We start from the raw sequence: 17,902 nt of genomic DNA, 5'->3' as shown, positions 1-17,902 counted from the left end.
ATCACTCTCCAACCCTTCGCCGACCTTCATGCGTGGCCGGCCGGTCAGGCCACGTCCGCCCGGCGATCCCTCAACTCCGAAATCGTCTACCGCTTGGCGACCGAGCGCGAGTCCGCCGAGACAGACGGCGCATCGCCCTGACGGCGATTCGTCTCTCCCTGCCCTGCTTCGCAGCAGTTCGAATTCCTCACCGGCCTGAAGGCCGGAGCATCCTTTGGAGACACAGGTGAACGTGCCGGCGGAGGCCGCCCGCGACAACGCCGCGTGGTGCGACCTGATGTGCCGCGCCCACGGCAGGCCGGGCACGTTCACCGGCCGGGCGTGGACCAACCCGGTCAGGACGCCGCCCTTCTATCCCGACGCCGTCACGCTCTCCCCCGAGGCGACGGCCGCCGACGTGCTCGGCCGCATCGACGCCGGCGCGGGGGCGACGGTCAAGGACAGCTTCGCCGTACTCGACCTTCCGGGCTTCGACGTGCTGTTCGAGGCCCAGTGGATCCACCGCGCGGCTCCGGAGCCGGCGGGCGCCCCGTGGGAGGTCGTCCGCGACCCCGCCACGCTGGCGGAATGGGAGCAGGCGTGCTTCGGCGGCGAGACGACGGGCCTCTTCCCGCCCGCTCTCCTCACGGAGGCGACGATCGTGTACGGCCGGTCCGGCGGCGCGGTCCTCACGGCGACCGGCCCGGCCGTCGGGGTGTCCAACGTGTTCGGCGCCGACCTCGACGCGACATGGGCGGACGCGCTCGCGACGGCCGCCGCTCTCTTCCCCGGCCGCCCCCTGGTCGGCTACGAGACCGACCCGGAGCCCGCCCTCCACCACGGCTTCACCCCCATCGGCCCCCTCCGCGTCTGGCTCCACCCATGAAGCCGGGCACGTCCAGGGGTGAAGGGGGTGGGTCCCGGCCGCCCGCGCCCAGCGCTTAAGGACAGAGGGTTCCGTGCGCGGGCCGGTCAGGGCAGTAGGTCGTCCAGGGTCGGGTTCCGCACGATGGGGTAGTGCCGCTCGCCGACCCCGGCGTCCTTGAAGCCGGTGGACGTCGCCACGCAGACCACGGGCCCGTCGAAGTCGCGCCGCAGCTTCCGGTACGCCGCCAGCCCCTCCGTCCCCGACAGCTCCTGCCACAACCCCTCGCCGCCGCTGTCGCGCACGGCCACCACGCCCCGGTGCCCGCCGACGGGCCCGGCGATGCCGTACGCGTCGCTGTGCCCGAGCTCGACGATCGCGGCGGGCGCGCCGGTGGCCACCGCCCGCGCGTGCGGCCCGCCGGCCGCCGTCTCGCAGGAGAACATCCGCAGCGTACGCCCGGCGACCCCGAGCAGCCGCAGCTCCACGAACCCCTTCCAGACCCCGTACAGCAGCTCGGCATAGCCGGTCGGCGCGAACACCGCCGCCGGCACCTCCCCGAGCTGCAGGAACAGCTCGTACGCGATCGTCTTGTAGCCCTCCGGGCCGAACGGATGCCCGGTGTGCGTCACGGTCTGGTTGCTGACCGGGTGGTAGCCGAGCCGGTCCACGACCTCCCGCAGCAGCGGCCACCGCTGCTCGACCGGCGGAGGGCGAGCGAGGGTCCGGTCACATGGACGGACCCTACCTGAGGCTGCACACTCAAGGCATGGTGTGGACAGGCAGGCCCGCCGTCGAGATCGCGACGGCCGTCCGGCGTGGGGAGGTCACCGCCACGACCGTCGTCGAGGAGCACCTCCATGCCATAGCCGAGCGCGATCCCCGGATCGGGGCGTTCCGGCGGGTGCGGGAGCAGGCCGTGGACGAGGCGCGCGCGCTGCGGAAGAGGCGTGACCTGGCCGAGCTGCCGCTGGCCGGGGTGCCGGTGGCGGTCAAGGACAACCTGGAGGTCGCCGGCGAGGCCACCCGGGCCGGCTCCGCCGCGACGTCCGACGCGCCCGCTGCGGAGGACCACCCGGCCGTGGCCCGGCTGCGCGCCGCGGGCGCCGTGATCGTCGGGCTGACGAACCTGCCCGAGCTGGCCCTCGTCGCGTTCGGCGACAGCCCGTACGGCGTCGTCCGCAACCCGTGGGATCTGTCGCGCACGGCCGGCGGCTCGTCGTCCGGCAGCGCCGCGGCCGTCGCGGCGGGCATGGTGCCGCTCGCGCTCGGCAACGACGGCATGGGCTCGTTGCGGATCCCGGCGGCCTGCTGCGGCGTGCTGGCCGTCAAGCCGGGCCCCGGGCTGGTGCCGCCCCCGGTCGACGACTGGGACCGGCTGGCCGAGAACGGCCCCTTCGCCACCACCGTGCCCGACCTGGCGCTCGCGCTGTCGGTGCTGGCCGGCGACCCTTCGCTGGCGGAGGCGTGGCGCGGCGGCCGGCGGGTGGAGCCGCCGAAGCCGATGTTGCGCTCGGTCTGGGCGGACGAGGACCACGTGTGGGAGCCGCAGCCGCCACCGGACGCGCCGGAGCCGTTCGACCTGCGGCTGGCCTACGCCCCGCAACCGCTGCCCGTGGGGCTGCCGATGGACCGGGAGTTCCAGGCCGCGGTGCGCGCGGCGGCGGAGACGTTGCGGGTGGCCGGGCACACGATCGTCGAGCACGACCGCCGCCTGCCCTTCTGGCTCGGACCGGCCACGGTCGCGACCTGGCTGGGCCGCGCCGCCGCCTCCGTCGGCGACGACCGGGCCGGCCTCGAACGCCGTACCCGGGCGCTCGCCCGCGCCGGACGGGTGCTCGGCGCGCTGCGGTTCGACGGCGTACGCGGCCGGCAGCGGTGGAGCGGCTACGGCGCCGACCAGTGGTTCGGCAGGGCCGACGTGCTGATCACGCCGGCCCTGGCCGCCGTGCCGCCGAGGGCCGACCGCTGGGGCGAGCGCGGTTTCCTGCGCAACGCCCTGACCAACGTCGGGTACGCCTCCGCGACCGGCGCGTGGAACATGTGCGGCTGGCCCGCGATGACCGTCCCGCTGGCCACCCACTCGACCGGGATGCCGATCGGCGTGCAGCTCGTCGCCCCGCCGGGCGGCGAGCCCCAGCTGCTCGGCCTGGCCGCCCAGCTCCAGGCCGTGCATCCGCCGACCAGACCGCCGGGGTTCTCCTTCTGACGACCGTCGGGGCCCGCGGCCTGATCGGCGATCAGGCCGCGGGCCCTTCGGTCACTCCTCGGTCAGCCTCGCGGTGTCCGTGAAGGGTCGTCCGCCGTTGGCGGCGAGCCCTTCGGCGGACGCCTCGCCGCCCAGGAGGACGATCAAGGCATCGGCGTCGCGGACCAGCACGGCGCGCTGGGCCTCGTCGGTCACCCGAGCGGCCGCCTCCCGGAACTTGCCCAGGTGGTGGAGCGCCTGCTCGGGATGGTCCTTCAGGTCGCTCGTGCGGGCCGACTTCAGGAAGTTGCCCAGCTGGGCTCCCAGCGGCCCGCCGACCTCGAACCTGTCGAGCAGCGTGGTGAGGTCGCCGAACGACGTGGTCACCGTCAGCGTCACCGCCTGCTCCGTCACGTTGCCGGCCTTGTCGGTGGCGGTCACGGTGATCTGGTGGGCGCCGAGCGCGAGAGCGGACAGGTCGAGCGGCTCACCGAGCTTCAGCTCCTCGCCGTCCAGCGTGGCCGCCACCGTGTCGATGCCGGAGCCGTCGTCGGCGCCTTCGGCGGTCACCGTGATCTGGGCGCTGTCGCCGTACTTCGCGTCGTCGGTCAGCCCGCCGACGGTCAGCTCGGGCTCGGTGGCGTCCAGCTTCAGCGTGACGTCCTCGGCCTCCTCCTGGTTGCCCGCCTTGTCGGTGGACCGGAAGGACACCTGGTGCGTCCCGTCGTTGTCGACCGTGAACGGCTCGGTGTAGGCGGCCCAGTCACCGTCGTCCACCTTGTACTCGGTCTTCGCGACTCCGGAGCCCTCGTCGGCGGCCGTCAGGGTGACGGTCACCGGCGCGGTGTACCAGCCGGTCGGCTGCTCGCCGGGGTCGAGCGCGGCCGTCGTCACCGGGGCCTTGTCGTCCTCCGGGGTGAGCTCCTTGATACGGATGTTGCGGAACGCCACCTCGTCACCGGCGCCGTGGTTCTGGATGCCCACGTACCCCTGCTGGAGAGAGCGCGCCGGGTCGGTGTTGGTGAAATCGTTGATCTTCACACCGTTGAGGAAGATCTGCAGACGCTCGCCCTCCACCCGGATCTCGTAGGTGTTCCACTGGCCCGGCGGGTTGAGCGCGGCGTCGCGGGCCGCCAGATCGGCGGACTTGAAGCCGTAGACCGAACCGGTGGTCCTGTCCGGGGCGTCGGTCGCGTCGATCTGGATCTCATAGCCGTTGTTCACCGCGGACCACGGGTCGTCCGAGGCGGGGAAGCCGACGAAGACGCCGGAGTTGTCGTCGCCGGCCATCTTCCAGTCCAGCTTGAGGGAGTAGGAGCCGTACTCCTTCGCCTTGTACCAGAACAGGCCCATGCCGCCCTGCGAGGTGAGGGTGCCGTCGGCGTTGCTGAAGCTGCCCGGCCCGGCCTGCTCCCAGCCCTCCGTGTCGCCGTTGTAGATCGGGGTGTAGCCGACCTCGGGACGACAGTCGGCATCGACCGCGCCCATGGCGTAGTTGATGCCGCCGAGCAGGTGCTGACGGAAGTCCGGCTCGGAGAAGGACTGCTGCGTGTGCCCGCCGCCGGTGTAGAACGACCGGCCGCCCTCGTACTCCTTGCACCAGGCGATCGGGTGGTCGTCGCCCATGCGGCCGCCGGAGTAGGAGGACTCGTCCAGCGTGGCCAGCACGTGGGCGGTGGAACGGGCGTTGGTCCGGTAGTCGTACCACTCGTCCGTACGGTTCCACAGCGGGCCGAGGTGGGCGGTGGACGAGTGCGCCCGGTCCTCCACATGGATCGTCGCCGGCTGGATCGCCGGGTGGGAGGCGAACCACGCCCCGACCAGCTCGCCGTAGAACGGCCAGTCGTACTCGGTGTCCGCCGCCGCGTGCACGCCGACGAAGCCGCCGCCCGCCTTGATGTAGCTCTCGAAGGCGGCCTGCTGGGCGTCGTTGAGCACGTCACCCGTCGTGCTGAGGAAGACCACCGCCTTGTACTTCGCGAGGTTGTCGCTGGTGAACGCGGCGGGGTCCTCGGTCGCGGTGACGTCGAAGCCGAGGTCCTTGATCGCCTGGATGCCGGCCGGGATCGAGTCGTGCCGGAAGCCGGCCGTACGCGAGAAGACCAGGACGTCGCCTTCGCCCGTGCCGGGCTGGGTCGGCATCTTCCACTTCTGGGCCGCGCCGCCGTCACAGGTCCTGATGACCAGCTGGGCGGCGTCGGAGCCGTCGAGGCACTTGCCCGACTGCGGGTTCTTCAGGGTGCCGTCCGCCTCGATGGTCCAGTTCTGGGCGCCCACGCCGGCGCAGTCCCAGATCTGCACCCGGGTGCCGTCGGCGGTGCCGCCGTCGGAGACGTCGAGGCACTTGCCGAGCGCCCGGATCGTGGAGCCGCTGACGGTCCACACCTGCGCCCCGGTGCCGTTACAGGTGTAGAGCTGCACCTTGGTGCCGTTGGCCGAGTTGGCGCCGGCCACGTCCAGGCACAGGCCGCCGGGGCCGGTGATCGGGCCGATGATCGGCCCGTCGCCGCCCGGAGGCTCGGCCAGGAGGGTGAAGTCGTCCACGTCGAACAGCGCGCCGGAGCCGCCGGTGAAGACCAGGAAGAGCTCCGTCGTGCCCGCCGGCGCCTGCGACAGCGGCGCGGAGACGTCGACGAAGGTCTCCCAGCCGCCGGTCACCGGGACGCTCACCCTGCCGAGCAGGGTGCCGGTCGCCGAGCCCGCGCGCACCTCGAGGGTGCCGCCGACGCCTCCGGAGGAGACCCGGGCGGTGAACCCCTTGGCGCCGCTCAGCTCGTACGGCTTGAACGAGATCCACTCGCCGTTGTGGATGTCGCCGACCGTCCTGCCGCCGTGGGCGGGGGCCTTGTCGATCCTGGACACGCCCGACATCGCGGTGTAGTGCTCGGCCTGCCGGTGCCGCGGCTGCAGGACGTGCTGGGTACGGCTGGTCAGCCCGCCCTTGTCGGTGTACTCGGCGTCGAAGATCGCGAAGATGTTCGCGGCGTCGTCGTGCTCACCGTCGACGGGGATGGTCAGCTCGCCCGAGCAGCCGTTCTCCGAGCTGATCTGGTGACCGTGGCCGTCGTGGCCGAGCACGTAGGTCACCGTGACCTTCGAGCAGTCGATCTCCGTCTCCTCGGGGTCCGTCACCTTGACGGTGAAGGGCACGGTGTCGCCCCACTGGAACAACGCGCCTTCGACCGGCGTCTCCAGGGTCACCGTGGGCGCGGTGTTGCCCACCGTGATCTGCACGCTCGCGCTGCCGGTGTTGCCCGCCGGGTCGCTCACCGTGAGCGTGGCGGTGTACGTGCCGTCCTCGGTGTAGGTCTTGACCGGGTCGGCGTCGGTGGAGGTGGTGTCGTCGCCGAAGTCCCAGGCGTACGTGAGCGCCGCGCCCTCCGGGTCGGCCGAGCCCTCCGAGGAGAAGGTGACGGTCAGCGGGGTCTTGCCCGAGGTCTTGTCGGCCTTGGCCACCGCGACCGGCGAGCGGTCACGGCCCTTGATGTACTCGATCCGGTAGACCGCGGAGTTCTCGTCGCCGCCGAAGTAGCCGGAGCCGTAGTCGAGCACGTACAGCGCGCCGTCGGGGCCGATCGCCATGTCCATCACCTGGGTGCCGGTCCAGGGGAAGTCGGCGATGGCGCCGGGCGTGCCATCGGCGTTCACGTCGATCGCCTTGATCCACTGGCGGCCGAACTCGCCGGCGAAGAAGTGGCCGTCCAGGTCCTCGGGCAGCTTGACGGCCGAGTCGAGGTCGGCGTCGTAGTGGTAGACGGGCCCGCCCATCGGGGATTCGGAGCCGCCGCCGAACTCCGGCGGGGAGCCGGCGTCACCCCCGTACTTGATCCACGCCGGCTGCGCGGGGGGCAGCTTGGGCAGGCCGGTGTTGCGGAAGGAGTTGTTGGCCGGGCCGCCCGCGGCGCAGTCGTACTTCTGACCGGCGGGCCCCGAGGGGAACGTGTACTCGTTGTAGGTCTCGGCGAGCGTGTTGGTGCCCGTGCAGTACGGCCAGCCGTAGTTGCCGGGACCGGTCACGCGGTTGAACTCCACCTGGCCGCTCGGCCCCCGGTTGGGATTCGAGCTGCCCGCGTCGGGGCCGTAGTCGCCGACGTACACGATGCCGGTCACCTTGTCGACGCTCATGCGGTAGGGGTTGCGGAAGCCCATCGCGTAGATCTCGGGCCGGGTGTTCTCGGTCCCCGGCGGGAACAGGTTGCCTTCTGGGACGTCGTACGTCCCGTCGGGATTGACCTTGATCCGCAAGATCTTGCCGCGCAGGTCGTTGGTGTTGCCGGAGCTGCGCTGGGCGTCGTAGGCCGGGTTCCGGTCGGTCCGCTCGTCGATCGGCGAGTAGCCCGAGGAGTCGAACGGGTTGGTGTCGTCGCCGGTCGACAGGTAGAGGTTGCCGTCGGCGTCGAAGTCGATGTCGCCGCCGACGTGGCAGCACATGCCGCGGTCGGCCGGCACGTCGAGCACCTTCACTTCGCTGGACATGTCCAGCGTCCAGTCCGGCTTGACGGTGAACCGGGACAGCCGGTTCACCCCCTGCCAGGCGGAGAAGTCCGTGCCCGTGGCGGGGGCGTCGCCCGCCGGGGTGTTCAGCCGGGGCGCGTAGTAGAGGTAGATGAACCGGTTGGTGGCGAAGCCGGGGTCGGCCGCCACGCCCTGGAGCCCCTCCTCGTCGTGCGTGTAGACGTTCAGGGCGCCGACCACGCTGGTGTCGCCGGTCGCGTCCGTGCGCCGCAGGGTTCCGTCACGCGAGGTGTGCAGCACCGACAGGTCGGGCAGCACGGCCATCGTCAGGGGCTCGCCCATCTCGTCGACGCCCTTGGCCAGTTCGACGCGCTGGTAGTCCGCGGGGTCGATGGCCGCCGGGTGCGCCTGGGCGGGAGCGGCCATGGGGAGCACGGTCAGCCCCGCGAGGGGCAGCAGTAAGGCGCAGATCCGCGCCGTCCATCGTGAGGCGCGAGCGGTTCGCCGCCTGGGGGGCATGGGCGGGCATCCTTTCACTGGCGAGGGTACGGCCCGGGATCAGCGGAGCTGAAGCGAACCGGCAGGAAGGTCCAGTCGCCTCACAGTTCCTCCACATATGCCGTTATTGCCCCGAAGGTAAGCCGCTTTCAGTGATCTGTGAAGACCTTCTTCTAGGATTCGTGATGACTTTCGCCAATAATCGGCGAAAGGGAGCCGGTCAGGGCCCAAGCGCGTGTGGCCGTCCAGCCTCGGGGGCTGGACGGCCACACGTCACTCGAGCAGGGCTCAGACGCCGATCGGGTGCCAGACGGTCTTGGTCTCCAGGAACCGGGTCATCCGGCCGATGCCGGGATCGGCACTCCAGTCCTCCTCGACCGGCCGCGCCACCCGCTTGAGGTTCTCGGCCGCCGCCTGCTCGCACGAGAGCGCCAGGTCAGGGTCGGCCACCCCGGTGAGGTCGAGCCCGTTGACGTCCATGTGCGCGGACAACCACGGGGCCAGCTCGGCCTGCCGTCCGGTGAGGATGTTGACCACGCCGCCGGGCAGGTCGGACGTGGCCAGGACCTCGGCCAGCGTGATCGCCGGCAGCGGCGCCGGCTCGGAGGCCACCACGACGCACGTGTTGCCGGTGACGATCACCGGCGCGACCACCGACACCAGGCCGAGCAGCGGATCGGCGGGCGCGACGATCGCCACCACGCCGGTCGGCTCGGGCGTCGACAGGTTGAAGTACGGCCCGGCGACGGGGTTGGCCGCCCCGTGCAGCGCGGCGATCTTGTCGGACCACCCGGCGTACCAGACCAGCCGGTCGATGGCGGCGTCCACCCGCTCCAGCGCGGCCCGCTTGCCGCCGCCGAGCTCGTCGGCGAACTGCGCGCGCCGCCCCTCCAGCATCTCGGCGACGCGGTAGAGGATCTGCCCCCGGTTGTACGGGGTCGCGCCCGACCAGCCGGCGAACGCCTTGCGCGCGGCCACCACCGCGTCGCGGGCGTCCTTGCGCGAGGCCAGCGAGGCGTTGGCGAGGAAGTCTCCCTTGGCCGAGGTCACGGGGTAGGACCTCCCACTCTCCGAGCGCGGGAACGCCCCTCCGATGTACAGCTTGTAGGTCTTTCTGACGGACAACCTACTCATCGCCCCGCCCCCTCCATGTGGACTCCTGCGACGTCTCGACGGGCACGAAGACCTGACCGCACCGGCTCACGCCGCAGCGGTGGGCGTACCAGCCGACCCTGACGGGACGGCCGGCCCTGGCGAAGGCGTGCCCCCTGGTGGCCTGGGCGCGCCGCCCGGCGCGCCGGCTCCGGCGATGATCACACATCAAGGTACGCCTCCAGCCCGTGCAGCCCGCCCTCGCGGCCGAAGCCGGACTCCTTGTAACCGCCGAACGGCGAGGCGGGGTCGAACTTGTTGAACGTGTTGGCCCACACGACGCCGGCCCGCAGCCGCTCGGCCATCCACAGGATGCGCGAGCCCTTCTCGGTCCACACGCCGGCCGACAGCCCGTACGGCGTGTTGTTGGCCTTCTCCACGGCCTCGGCCGGGGTGCGGAAGGTCAGCACCGACAACACCGGCCCGAAGACCTCCTCGCGGGCGATGGTGTGGGACTGCGCGACCCCGGTGAACAACGTCGGCGGGAACCAGAAGCCCCTCTCGGGCAGCTCGCACGCGGGCGACCACCGCTCGGCGCCCTCCGACTCGCCCAGCTCGCTGAGCCGGCGGATCTTGGCCAGCTGCTCGGCCGAGTTGACCGCGCCGACGTCGGTGTTCTTGTCGAGCGGGTCGCCGACCCGCAGCGTGGCGACGCGCCGCTTGAGCGCGGCGAGCAGCTCGTCCTGGATCGACTCCTGCACCAGCAGCCGCGATCCCGCGCAGCAGACGTGGCCCTGGTTGAAGAAGATGCCGTTGACGATGCCCTCGACGGCCTGGTCGATCGCCGCGTCCTCGAACACGATGTTGGCGGCCTTGCCGCCCAGCTCCAGGGTGAGCTTCTTGCCGGTGCCGGCGACCGTTCGGGCGATGATCCGGCCGACCTCGGTCGAGCCGGTGAAGGCCACCTTGTCGACGTCGGGGTGGGCCACCACGGCCGCGCCCGTCTCGCCGGCGCCGGTGACGATGTTGACCACGCCGGGCGGCAGCTCGGCCTGGCGGCAGATGTCGGCGAAGAGCAGCGCGGTCAGCGGCGTCGTCTCGGCCGGCTTGAGGACCACGGTGTTGCCGCAGGCCAGCGCCGGGGCGACCTTCCAGGCCAGCATGAGCAGCGGGAAGTTCCACGGGATCACCTGCCCGGCGACCCCCAGCGGCTTCATGCCGAACCCGGCGTACTCCAGCTTGTCGGCCCAGCCCGCGTAGTAGAAGAAGTGGGCCGCCACCTGCGGCAGGTCGAAGTCGCGCGACTCGCGGATCGGCTTGCCGTTGTCGAGCGACTCCAGCACGGCGAGCTCCCGCGCCCGCTCCTGGATGATGCGGGCGATGCGGAACAGGTATTTCGCGCGCTCGCTGCCGGGCAGCGCGCTCCAGACGCCGAACGCCTTGCGCGCCGCCTGGACGGCCCGGTCGACGTCGTCGGAGGTGGCCGTGGCCACCTCCGCCAGCGTCTCCTCGGTGGCCGGATTGACCGTCTTGAACGGCTTGCCCGACCCCTCGACGAACTCGCCGTTGACGAACAGCCCGTACGACGACCGCAGGTCGACGACGTCACGTGATTCCGGCGCGGGGGCGTACTCGAAGATCGCCATCATCAGTCCAGGGTGAAGTAGTCGGGGCCGGCGTAGCGTCCGGTGGCCAGCTTCTCGCGCTGCATCAGCAGGTCGTTGAGCAGCGAGGACGCGCCCAGCCTGAACCACTCGGGGGTGAGCCAGTCGTCGCCGGCCGTCTCGTTGACCAGCACGAGGTTCTTGATCGCGTCTTTGGTCGTGCGGATGCCGCCCGCGGGCTTGACGCCGACCTGCCGCCCGGTCGTCGAGCGGAAGTCGCGCACCGCCTCCAGCATGATCAGCGTCACCGGCGGCGTGGCGGCGGGGGACACCTTGCCGGTGGAGGTCTTGATGAAGTCGGCCCCGGCCAGCATCGCCAGCCAGGACGCGCGACGCACGTTGTCGTAGGTGGCGAGCTCGCCGGTCTCGAGGATCACCTTCAGGTGGGCGTCGCCGCAGGCAGCCTTCACCGCGGTGATCTCGTCGTACACCTTCTTGTAGCGGCCGGACAGGAACGCGCCGCGGTCGATCACCATGTCGATCTCGTGGGCGCCGTCGGCGACGGCCCGCTCGGTCTCGGCGACCTTGACGTCGAGCGTGGAGCGGCCGCTGGGAAACGCGGTCGCCACCGAGGCGATCTTGATGGGGGTGCCGGCGAGCGCCTCGGCCGCGACCGCGACGAGGTCGGGGTAGACGCAGACGGCGGCCACCGAGGGCGCGCCGCCGCCGGGGCGGACGGCCTTGGCGCATATCGCGCGCACCTTGCCGGCCGTGTCGGCCCCTTCGAGGGTGGTCAGGTCGACCATGGAGATGGCCAGGTCGATGGCCTGGGCCTTGGCCGTGGTCTTGATCGAACGGGTGCCGAGCATCGCCGCCCGCTGGTCGGCGCCGACCCGGTCAACCCCGGGAAGGCCGTGCAGGAAGGCCCGCAACGCCGCGTCGGACGAAGCGACGTCGGCGAGCGAGGTAGTCACAGTTGACACCTAGACAGCATCGCCGACCAGGGCCGCCACCTCCAAACCGGATCTCCCTAGGGCACCGGCCCCCGTGGTCCTAGGTATGCGGTACGCCCGTGAGCACCGGAGATAAGGCATCCACCCGATGCGGGAGAGGGGGTCTTAGCCCGAACCTTAAAGATGTCAGGAAATAGTGCGAATCGGCAGGAGAACCTCCGTGAATCCCGAGATCGAGTACGAACTCATGAAGTCCACCGCGAGCGAGCTGCGCCGCGCGGCCGCCGAGCACCGGCGGGTACGCGACGCGGAACGGCGCAACAAGGCAGAGCGCCGTTCGCTGTTCGGCAAGCGCCGTACCTCATGACCGCCCCACGAGAGCCCGGCCATCTCCTCGCCCATGGCCGGGCCTCCGCGCCCCCTTGACCGGATGACAGATGCCGCAAAAGGTGTCGAAAGTTGTTGATGGGACGTGAAATGCTGAATGACATGCGAGGACGTTCTGTCAGTCCCGTCTTCGTGGGGCGGGAAGAGGAGCTCGCCACTCTGGCCGAGTGCTTCGAGGAGGCCAGGAAAGGGGCGATGACGGCCGTCCTGCTGGGGGGCGAGGCCGGGGTGGGCAAGACCAGGCTCGTCCAGCGCTTCGCCGAGCAGTGCACGGCACTCGGCGCCCACGTGCTGTTCGGCGGCTGCGTGGAGCTGTCCACCGAGGGCCTGGCGTACGCCCCCTTCACCGCCGCGCTGCGCCAGCTCGTCCGCGAGCAGGGCCCGGCCGGGGTCACGAAGCTGCTGCCCGACGGCGCCGAGCGCGACCTCGCCCGGCTGCTGCCCGAGTTCGGCGAGCCGGGCGGCAACGGCGAGACCGACCGCGCCCGGCTGTTCGAGCAGTTCCTCACCCTCCTCGAACGCCTCTCCGAGAGCCGTCCCGTGATCCTCGTCATCGAGGACATCCACTGGGCCGACCGCTCCAGCCGCGACCTCATCGCGTTCCTCAGCCGCAACCTGTACATCCCGCAGGCCCTGATCGTCATGACGTACCGCTCCGACGACCTGCACCGCCAGCACCCGCTGCGGCCGGTGCTGGCCGAGCTGGGCCGGGTCCCGGGCGTGCACCGCCTCGACCTGCCGCGCCTGTCGCGCGACGAGGTCGGCCAGCAGATGACCGCGATCCTCGGCAGCACCCCCGAGTACGCCAAGGTCCAGAAGGTCTACGAGCGCAGCGAGGGCATCCCGCTGTTCGTGGAGGCGATGCTGGAGAGCGGCGACGTGTGCACGTTCCCCGACTCCATGAACGACCTCATCCTCGGCTCCGTCGAGCGCCTGCCCGAGGAGACCCAGCGAGTGCTGCGCGTCGCCGCCGCGGGCGGCATCCGGGTAGGCCACGCGCTGCTGGCCGCCGTGAGCGGCCTGTCCGACGTCGAGCTGGAGACCGCGCTGCGCCCGGCCATCGCCGGCAACGTGCTGCAGATCGCCGACAGCCGCGCGTACGTCTTCCGCCACTCCCTCATCCGCGAGGCCGTCCACGACGAGCTGCTGCCCGGCGAGCACCAGCGCCTGCATCGCAGGTTCGCCGAGGAGATCTCGAAGGACCGCGCGCTCGTCCCGCCCGGCCGAGCCGCGGTCGAGCTGGCCCACCACTGGTTCGGCGCCCGCGACGACCGCTGGGCGCTGATCTCGGCCTGGGAGGCGGCGCGGGAGTCGTTCAGGTCGTTCGCCTACACCGAGGCCATCCCGCTGCTCGAACGCGTCCTCATGCTGTGGGACCGGGTCGAGGGCGCCGCCGAGCTCATCGGGGCCGACCACACCGCCGTCCTGGAACGCGCCGCCGAGGCCGCCAACGCCGGCGGCGACGTGGACAAGGGCACGAAGTTCGTCAAAGCGGCCCTGGCGGAGCTGGACGAGACCCGCGAGCCGGAGCGGGTGGCCCAGCTCATCGTGCGCCGCACGCCGTTCACCGACTCCAAGGGCAAGCCGGGCGTCATCGAGGACCTCCGCCACGCGCTGCGCCTCGTCTCCGGCTCCAGCCGCGACCGCGCCGAGGTCCTCACGCCGCTGAGCCGCCACCTGATGCTGCGCGGCGAGATCGACGAGGCGAACGAGCTCATCGCCGAGGGCCTGAGCCTGGTCAGGAAGTACGGCGACCGCTGCCTCGAGGCCGACCTGCTGCTGAACATGGGTCTCGGCCACTCGCTCAACGGCGACATGGAGTCGACCATCCGGGTCAACGAGCAGGCCCTGCGCATCGGCCGGGAGGCCGACTCCGGCCGCGTGATCCTGCGCGCCATCGGCAACAACATCGACGCCCTGCTCGACATGGGCCGCAACGACGAGGCCCTGCGCATGTCGGAGGACGGCTGGCGGGTCGCCAAGAAGTACGGCCGCAAGCGCGCCAGCGGCCTGTTCATCAAGAACAACTGGGCCGAGTCACTGGAGGCGCTCGGCCGCTGGGACGAGGCGATCGAGATCGTCGAGGGCGCGCTCAGTCACGGTCCCGTGCTGCGCACCCGGCACTCGCTGCTGCGCGTGCGCGCCGACATCGCCATGGCCAGGGGCGAGCACACGCTCGTCGAGGGCATCCTGTCGGAGATCGGCGTCTTCAAGGGCCGCCGCGAGGAGTACATCCAGGACGTCATCAGCAACGCCCGGATGCGCATCAGCTGGTTCCTGAGCCGGGGGGAGCGCGGCGCCGCGCTGGAGGAGGCCGAGCGGGTGCTCGCGCATCCCCGTCAGTCGAGCAAGGCGGTGCTGAGCTGGCGGCTGCTCGCTCTGCTGCGCACCGTCTGCGACGCCGCCGAGGAGATCGAGCCGCAGCGTACGGCGGCCCTGCGCGAACACGCCGCGGGGGTGGCCACCGAGCTGTCGGTCATCGGGCCGGTCGTGGAGGCGTACCGGCTGTCGTACAGCGGCGACTTCGACGCCGCGGCGGCGGCCTGGGAGCGGCTCCAGCGCCCGCACAACGCCGCCATGTCCCTGCACCGGGCCGCCGTGGCCGCCGCGCACGGCGGCGACCGGGAGGGGGCGGCTGCCCGGCTGAAGAAGGCGCTGCCGCTGGCGCAGGCGCTGCGCGCGACCCCGCTGATCGAGCGGATCGAGACGCTCCTGCGGCGGGTGGGCGCCGGCCCGGCGGCGCCGGACCAGTCCGAGCTGCTGACGCCGCGCGAGCGCGAGGTGCTGCGCCTGGTGGCCCAGGGCCGCACCAATCGGGACATCGCCGCCGAGCTGTTCATCTCCGCGAAGACGGTGAGCGTGCACGTGTCCAACATCCTGGCCAAGCTCGGCGTCACCACCCGCGGCGAAGCCGCCGCGGCCGGTCACCGCCTGTCGCTGCTGTCCCGCTAGACGAGCGCCTGCGCCAGCAGGACGACGCCGAAGACCGCGAACGCGGCGGCGGCGCCGTACCGGACGGCCTTCTCCGGCAGGTGGCGGCCCATCAGCCGGCCGACCAGGATGGCGAGCGCGTCGGCCGCCACCATGCCGACCGTGGAGCCGATCCAGGTGCCCACCCAGCCGTACTGCGTGGCCAGCGTGACCGTGGCCAGCATGGTCTTGTCGCCGAGCTCGCTGAGGAAGAACGCCACGGTGACCGCGATGAGCACGTTCCTGGTGGCCCGCTGGGCCTTGCGTGACTCCTCCTCGGTCAGCTCGTCGCCGCGCAACGTCCACAGCGCGAACCCGAGGAAGGCGAGCCCCGCCACCACCTCGATGGCGGTCGTCGGCAGCGCGTCCCCGATCAGGCCGCCCACGGCGACGCTCAGCAGGTGCACGACGGTCGTGGCGATCGTGATGCCCAGGAGCACCGGGCCGATCTTGAAACGGGTGGCGAACGTCATCGCCATCAACTGGCTCTTGTCGCCGAGCTCGGCCAGGAAAATGGCGCCGAGGCTGATCCAGAACGCTTCCAAGGGTCCCCTTCCGCGCGACCGAGCCGGAAGCGAGACCCGGGGAGTTTTCGGGCACGGCTTCGGCCCGGCAGCATCGTGACTTCATGACTGCCAGGCCGAAGGTCTCGTCCGCCCGGATGAGGCCCGCGTGACCGGGCGCGCGAACGCGCCAGTGTGTCGATCACACGATTGGGACTACTCCCCTTCGGAAATTCTCAGACACCCTAACAGGAGCGGCGGCGCGCTTATTCCCCGAGGGAGCAGCAGACCAGCACCGGCTCGTTGACCAGCGTCACCCCGAACTTCTCGCGCACCCCGTCGCGCACCTCCCTGGCCAGCGCCAGCAGGTCGCCGGTGGTGCCGCTCCCGTCGGGGTTGGTGAGCGCGAGCGTGTGCTTGGTGGAGATGCGGACGGGCCCGCGTTCGTAGCCCTTCGGGTAGCCGGCCTGCTCGATCAGCCACGCGGCGGGCACCTTGACCATGTCGCCGGGCATCTCCCAGCGCGGATGCCCCGGAGCGCGCCCCGCCAGCTCCGCCGCCTCCCCCTCCGACAGGATCGGGTTGGTGAAGAACGAGCCCGCGCTGCGGCTGTCGGGGTCGGCCGGGTCGAGCACCATGCCCTTGCCGCGGCGCAGCTCCAGCACCGTCTCACGCGCCGCCGCGAGCGGCACCCGGCCGCCGACCTCGGTCTCCAGCCGCCCGGCCAGCTCGGCGTAGGCCACCGGCCCGGACAGCTCGCCGACCTCCAGCGCGTACGTGACCGCCAGCACGACGTAACGCGCCGGGTCGCGCTTGAAGACGCTGTCGCGGTAGGAGAAGCCGCACTGCCGGGCCTCCAGGTCGACGACCTGCCGCGTGAGCCGGTCGTAGGCGCGTACGCACCGGATGGTCTGGGAGACCTCCTGGCCGTACGCCCCGACGTTCTGGATGGGGGTCGAGCCCACCAGGCCGGGCACGCCGGACAGGCATTCGAGGCCCGACCAGCCCTCGCCGACCGCGCGGACCACGAGCGCGTCCCAGTCCTCGCCCGCCTCGGCGGTGACGACCACCTGCTCGCCGTCGCGCGAGACCGACACCCCGTGCGTGACCACCCTGATGACCAGACCGTCGAAGCCCTCGTCGGCCACCACGACGTTGCTGCCGCCGCCGAGCACCAGCGTCGGCACGCCGTTCCTGTCGGCCTCGGCGACCAGCGACACGAGCTCCTCCGCCGTCGCTGCCTCGGCGAACTCGCGGGCGGGCCCTCCCAGGCGCAGCGTGGTGTACGGCGCGATCATCTCCATGAGCATCTAGCTTAGGAGGCGCGCAGCATGCGCAACACCTCGCCGTAGTTACGCCGGGCCTCCCGGTCACGGTAGTCGGGCGCGACGGCGTGCGGCTCCAGCGCGACCACCGGCAGCGGCTCCTCGGGCACCACCAGCTCACCCGGCAGCGCCAGCGACAGCTCCAGGTCGGCGTTGTCCGCATAGCGGGCCTCCGCCGGCAGCGCGCCGAACGCCTGCGCCCTGCGCACCGCCATGAGCTCCCCGGTCAGCGCCCGCACCCGGCCCGGCCCGGCCGGCCGCGGCTCGCCCTCCCCCGGGTCCACGCCCTTCCAGCCGGCCGCCACCGCGCCGTGCGCGACCGCCGCGATCAGCGGGGTCAGCGCGTCGCCGCGCAGCAGGACGTACGTCTCCATCAGCACGTGCACCTCGGACTCGTCCAGCTGCAGCAGCTTCATCCGGCTCTCGCCCCACGTCGCGGTGCCCCCGCGCCAGTGCGGCGTCTCGGCGACGTGCCAGGCGGTGACGCGGTCCGGGTACCGCTCGGCCAGCTCGCGCAGCACGTCGCCGGCGCCGTCCACGTTGCCGAGGTCGAGCGCGAGCACGCGGGCGCGCGTGTGGTCCATCACGGACAACACGCTCTTCATGACGTCGTCGGGCCAGCCGTCGACCAGCAGGCCCACCGTGGCGGTGACGTCCTGGGTCTCCATGCGCTGCCGCTCGACGTTGACGCCGAGGGTGTCGAGGCGGTTGGTGGCCAGCGTGCCGTCCCAGGTGCGCTGGGCGTGCAGCATGCCCTCGCCGTACTGCTCGGGGTCGCCGTGCTGCTCGGGGTCGCCGGAGAAGCCGAGCTCGGCGGCCGGGTTGAGCCGGGCGTGCTCCCCCGCCGCCTTGGCGCCGGCCGTGCCGACGCCGGTCGCCGCGCCGGGCCGCCGCGGCCGGGCGGGGGCCGTCGCGCCGCCCGCCGTGTCACGCCCGGTGCCGACCGCACCGGCGATCTGCTCGGCCCGCGCCGGGCGCAGGTGTCCCGGACCCCGGGCGTCGGTCACGGCGGAGACGGGGATCGATCGAACCGTGGGCCAGACATCACTCATAGTTGAACCCGCTACCCGGCGAACGCCCGCC

12 protein-coding genes are annotated in these 17,902 nt (G+C 71.9%); 4 read left to right on the top strand and 8 right to left on the bottom strand.

The window, feature by feature from the left end:
* Positions 1 to 226: 226 nt before the first annotated feature.
* Positions 227 to 865: a hypothetical protein gene (locus C1J01_RS09565; protein ID WP_220039808.1), complete on the top strand. Its 639-nt coding sequence runs from the start codon at positions 227 to 229 to the stop codon at positions 863 to 865.
* An 86-nt stretch (positions 866 to 951) separates the two neighbouring features.
* Here the strand turns inward: C1J01_RS09565 and C1J01_RS09560 are convergent, their stop codons facing one another.
* Positions 952 to 1,515, bottom strand: coding sequence for a threonine synthase (locus C1J01_RS09560; protein ID WP_235854344.1), 564 nt, complete (start codon positions 1,513 to 1,515; stop codon positions 952 to 954).
* Positions 1,516 to 1,613: 98 nt separating this feature from the next.
* Between C1J01_RS09560 and C1J01_RS09555 the strand changes: the two genes are divergently transcribed.
* On the top strand, positions 1,614 to 3,053 hold the full coding sequence (locus C1J01_RS09555; protein WP_111178207.1) for an amidase: 1,440 nt from the start codon (positions 1,614 to 1,616) through the stop codon (positions 3,051 to 3,053).
* A 51-nt stretch (positions 3,054 to 3,104) separates the two neighbouring features.
* Here C1J01_RS09555 and C1J01_RS51980 read toward each other — a convergent pair whose 3' ends face one another.
* The 4 genes from C1J01_RS51980 to deoC form a co-directional block, all read right to left on the bottom strand.
* On the bottom strand, positions 3,105 to 7,913 hold the full coding sequence (locus C1J01_RS51980; protein ID WP_235854343.1) for a ThuA domain-containing protein: 4,809 nt from the start codon (positions 7,911 to 7,913) through the stop codon (positions 3,105 to 3,107).
* A 360-nt stretch (positions 7,914 to 8,273) separates the two neighbouring features.
* Positions 8,274 to 9,119 (bottom strand): aldehyde dehydrogenase family protein, encoded by an 846-nt coding sequence (locus C1J01_RS09545; RefSeq protein WP_111178205.1) that lies wholly within the window; start codon positions 9,117 to 9,119, stop codon positions 8,274 to 8,276.
* A 179-nt stretch (positions 9,120 to 9,298) separates the two neighbouring features.
* On the bottom strand, positions 9,299 to 10,726 hold the full coding sequence (locus C1J01_RS09540) for an aldehyde dehydrogenase family protein (RefSeq protein WP_181448664.1): 1,428 nt from the start codon (positions 10,724 to 10,726) through the stop codon (positions 9,299 to 9,301).
* Entirely contained in the window at positions 10,726 to 11,655 is a 930-nt protein-coding gene (gene deoC, locus C1J01_RS09535) for a deoxyribose-phosphate aldolase (protein ID WP_111178201.1), read from the bottom strand. The genes C1J01_RS09540 and deoC overlap by 1 nt, the downstream gene beginning before the upstream one ends.
* Before the next feature lie 199 nt (positions 11,656 to 11,854).
* On the opposite strand from deoC, the gene C1J01_RS49690 reads away from it, so the two are divergent.
* Positions 11,855 to 12,001 (top strand): hypothetical protein, encoded by a 147-nt coding sequence (locus tag C1J01_RS49690; protein WP_181448663.1) that lies wholly within the window; start codon positions 11,855 to 11,857, stop codon positions 11,999 to 12,001.
* A gap of 122 nt (positions 12,002 to 12,123) precedes the next feature.
* Positions 12,124 to 14,973 carry an ATP-binding protein gene (locus tag C1J01_RS53450; RefSeq protein ID WP_328589608.1) on the top strand — a complete coding sequence of 950 codons (2,850 nt, stop codon included), beginning with the start codon at positions 12,124 to 12,126 and terminating at the stop codon, positions 14,971 to 14,973.
* On the opposite strand, the gene C1J01_RS09525 is transcribed toward C1J01_RS53450, so the two are convergent.
* From C1J01_RS09525 to C1J01_RS09515, 3 genes are all read right to left on the bottom strand, one after another.
* The gene (locus tag C1J01_RS09525) at positions 14,970 to 15,536 is read right to left on the bottom strand and encodes a TMEM165/GDT1 family protein (protein WP_111178197.1); all 567 of its coding nucleotides are present in this window, start codon (positions 15,534 to 15,536) and stop codon (positions 14,970 to 14,972) included. The two genes, C1J01_RS53450 and C1J01_RS09525, sit on opposite strands and share 4 nt — an antisense overlap.
* A 224-nt stretch (positions 15,537 to 15,760) precedes the next feature.
* On the bottom strand, positions 15,761 to 16,798 hold the full coding sequence (locus C1J01_RS09520; protein WP_111178221.1) for a UDP-N-acetylmuramate dehydrogenase: 1,038 nt from the start codon (positions 16,796 to 16,798) through the stop codon (positions 15,761 to 15,763).
* Between the two features lie 11 nt (positions 16,799 to 16,809).
* Entirely contained in the window at positions 16,810 to 17,871 is a 1,062-nt protein-coding gene (locus C1J01_RS09515; RefSeq protein ID WP_146615526.1) for a hypothetical protein, read from the bottom strand.
* Positions 17,872 to 17,902 lie beyond the last annotated feature (31 nt).

This window comes from Nonomuraea aridisoli (genome assembly GCF_003236395.1).
In the GTDB taxonomy this organism is placed as follows: domain Bacteria; phylum Actinomycetota; class Actinomycetes; order Streptosporangiales; family Streptosporangiaceae; genus Nonomuraea; species Nonomuraea aridisoli.
The sequence above is the reverse complement of the archived record's forward strand: the minus strand, read 5'-3'. Positions and strand labels throughout refer to the sequence as shown.

What these genes read in the sequence shown, in the direction of transcription:
- C1J01_RS09545 (WP_111178205.1), bottom strand. Translation starts at nt 9,119, where the DNA reads ATGAGTAGGTTGTCCGTCAGAAAGACCTACAAGCTGTACATCGGAGGG.
- C1J01_RS09515 (WP_146615526.1), bottom strand. Translation starts at nt 17,871, where the DNA reads ATGAGTGATGTCTGGCCCACGGTTCGATCGATCCCCGTCTCCGCCGTG.
- C1J01_RS53450 (WP_328589608.1), top strand. Translation starts at nt 12,124, where the DNA reads ATGCGAGGACGTTCTGTCAGTCCCGTCTTCGTGGGGCGGGAAGAGGAG.
- C1J01_RS09520 (WP_111178221.1), bottom strand. Translation starts at nt 16,798, where the DNA reads ATGGAGATGATCGCGCCGTACACCACGCTGCGCCTGGGAGGGCCCGCC.
- C1J01_RS09555 (WP_111178207.1), top strand. Translation starts at nt 1,614, where the DNA reads ATGGTGTGGACAGGCAGGCCCGCCGTCGAGATCGCGACGGCCGTCCGG.
- C1J01_RS09540 (WP_181448664.1), bottom strand. Translation starts at nt 10,726, where the DNA reads ATGATGGCGATCTTCGAGTACGCCCCCGCGCCGGAATCACGTGACGTC.
- C1J01_RS51980 (WP_235854343.1), bottom strand. Translation starts at nt 7,913, where the DNA reads ATGGCCGCTCCCGCCCAGGCGCACCCGGCGGCCATCGACCCCGCGGAC.